Source organism: Lebetimonas natsushimae (genome assembly GCF_002335445.1).
Taxonomy (GTDB): domain Bacteria; phylum Campylobacterota; class Campylobacteria; order Campylobacterales; family Nautiliaceae; genus Lebetimonas; species Lebetimonas natsushimae.
Window position 1 is genome coordinate 1 of sequence record NZ_BDME01000008.1, and the last position, 2,304, is coordinate 2,304.

2 protein-coding genes are annotated in these 2,304 nt (G+C 27.5%); both read left to right on the forward strand.

The features are described 5' to 3' along the window. Positions 1-827 (forward strand): alpha/beta hydrolase (locus LNAT_RS08705; protein WP_143471336.1); only part of this gene is annotated, 827 nt, incomplete at its 5' end. Then, the gene (locus tag LNAT_RS08710; RefSeq protein WP_096260220.1) at positions 814-2,214 is read left to right on the forward strand and encodes a TIGR03032 family protein; all 1,401 of its coding nucleotides are present in this window, start codon (positions 814-816) and stop codon (positions 2,212-2,214) included. The genes LNAT_RS08705 and LNAT_RS08710, both read left to right, overlap by 14 nt. Positions 2,215-2,304: the final 90 nt, after the last annotated feature.

Here is a 2,304-nt window from a genome sequence, read left to right on the forward strand (position 1 = left end):
CTAAGTTGAACTTCTCTCTTTTTTTCTTTCTTCTTCTTTTTTTAACGGCTTGTTTAAATATCCCGACTCCTGAACAAAGATTTCATACTGCTGAAAATTTAGCGGTTAATATGAATAAAAAAATTTACCATACTAAATATTTTGATATATTTAGTTATCAAAAAATTTCTGGCAATTGTAAAGATATACACGTGTATATAGAAGGTGATGGGCTAAGCTGGGTAACTTCTACAACCATATCCTCAAATCCGACACCGATTAATCCTTTGGCGTTAAAACTGGCTACAAAAGATGATAACAAATGTGTAATATATTTGGCCAGACCTTGCCAATATATAAATTCTACAAACTGTAATTATAAATATTGGACAAGCGCGAGATTCGCCCCTGAAGTAATTAAAACTTATATGCGGGTATTGAATAAAATAAAAAGTGAATATCAAAATAATAAATTTACTTTATTTGGTTTTTCCGGAGGCGGGACTGTGGCAACCATTTTAGCCGCTAAAAGAGATGATATTAATTTATTAGTTACAATATCAGGAAATTTGGATATTCAAAAATGGTGCGAATTGCATCATATCAGTAAGTTAAAATATTCATTAAATCCTGCTGATTTCACTAAATCTCTTCAAAATGTAAAACAGTTCCATTTAATTGGCGGACAGGATTATAATACAGGAGAAAAAGTATTTTTTTCTTTTTATAATAAATTCTCAAACAGAAGTATGATAAAATACAAAATATATCCAAATTTTACTCATTCATACGGATGGTATGAAAAATGGAATGAAATATTAAAGGAGATAAATAATGGCAACAATTAATTATGAATATTCTCAAAGTTTTTTTGAAATATTAAATAGATATAAATTTACTTTGGCTATTTCGACATATAATTCCAATCAGGTTTTTTTACTTGGTACATATAATAATAAGCTTACAATTGATTATAAAACAATAAAAAGACCAATGGGAATGTATTCAGATGCTAAAAGTTTTTATATAGGTGAAAAAAATTCTATTTATCATTTTGCAAATTTTATAGCTGCAACAGAAAAATTAGAACCAAAAGATAAGTATAATGCCTGTTTTTTACCGCTAAATATACATAATACGGGGATGATTGATATTCATGAGATGGCCAAAGGAGACGATTTGTATTTTGTTAATACAAAATTTTCATGCATTTCAACTTTAAAAGATGATGTAAGTTTTAAAGTTTATTGGAAACCTTGGTTTATATCTAAATTAGAACCTGTTGATAAATGTCATTTAAACGGTATTGCTTTATATAATAATAAACCTAAATATGCAACTGCATTAAGTACTACAGATACTCCGTTGGGATGGAAAAAATACAAAGCTGACGGTGGAGTTTTAATTGATGTAACAGAAAATAAAATTATTTTGGATAAACTTAGTATGCCTCATTCTCCAAAAATTTATGCAAATGCTTTATTTTATTTGGAATCAGGGAAAGGTACATTAAATGTATATGATTTTAAAACAAAAAAAACAGCCACAATTGTTAAATTACCCGGATTTACCAGAGGTTTAAGATTTTTTGACAGATTTGCATTAGTAGGAGTTTCAAAAGTAAGAGAAAGTGCAACTTTTAGCGGGCTGGAAATTACTAAACTTGAAAAAAGGGTTTGCGGAGTATGGGTTGTAGATATTATAAGTAAAAAAATAGTTGGATTTTTCGAATTTAAAGAAGGTATAGATGAAATATTTGACATTACTCTATTGCCTTATCCTCAAGTTGCTATGTATGGTTTGGATAATGAATTGGTAGATTACAGTTACATTTTGGATAATGAAGATTCTTCAATTTCAGAGATTCCGAAAGATAGTATCCAAACTGCTTATTCTCTTCATGAAAAAGCAAAAGAACTTTATGATAAAGGTGAAAAGGAAAAAGCAATTGAATTATATAAAAAATCACTTGAAAAGGATGAAAATTTTTTCCCGTCTTTACATTTAATGGGAGTGGCATTGAAAGATTTAGGAAGATTGGATGAAGCTGAAGAGGTATTGTTAAAAGCATTGGAAAAAGATGCTTCAGTTGCAGAAGTGTATAATATTTTGGGGAATATTTATTATGAAAAAAATGAGACTGAAAAAGCAAAAAAATATCTCAAAAAAGCATATGAGTTGGATAAAAATTTAAAAGAAGCCAAAAAATTATTAAATAAAATAAATAAAAAGTAACAATTTGTTAAATTCGTTTTTTTAAGATAATTAATAATAGTTAATATTGATTTAATTAAAATTATATGTTATACTGACAATAATTAAGTA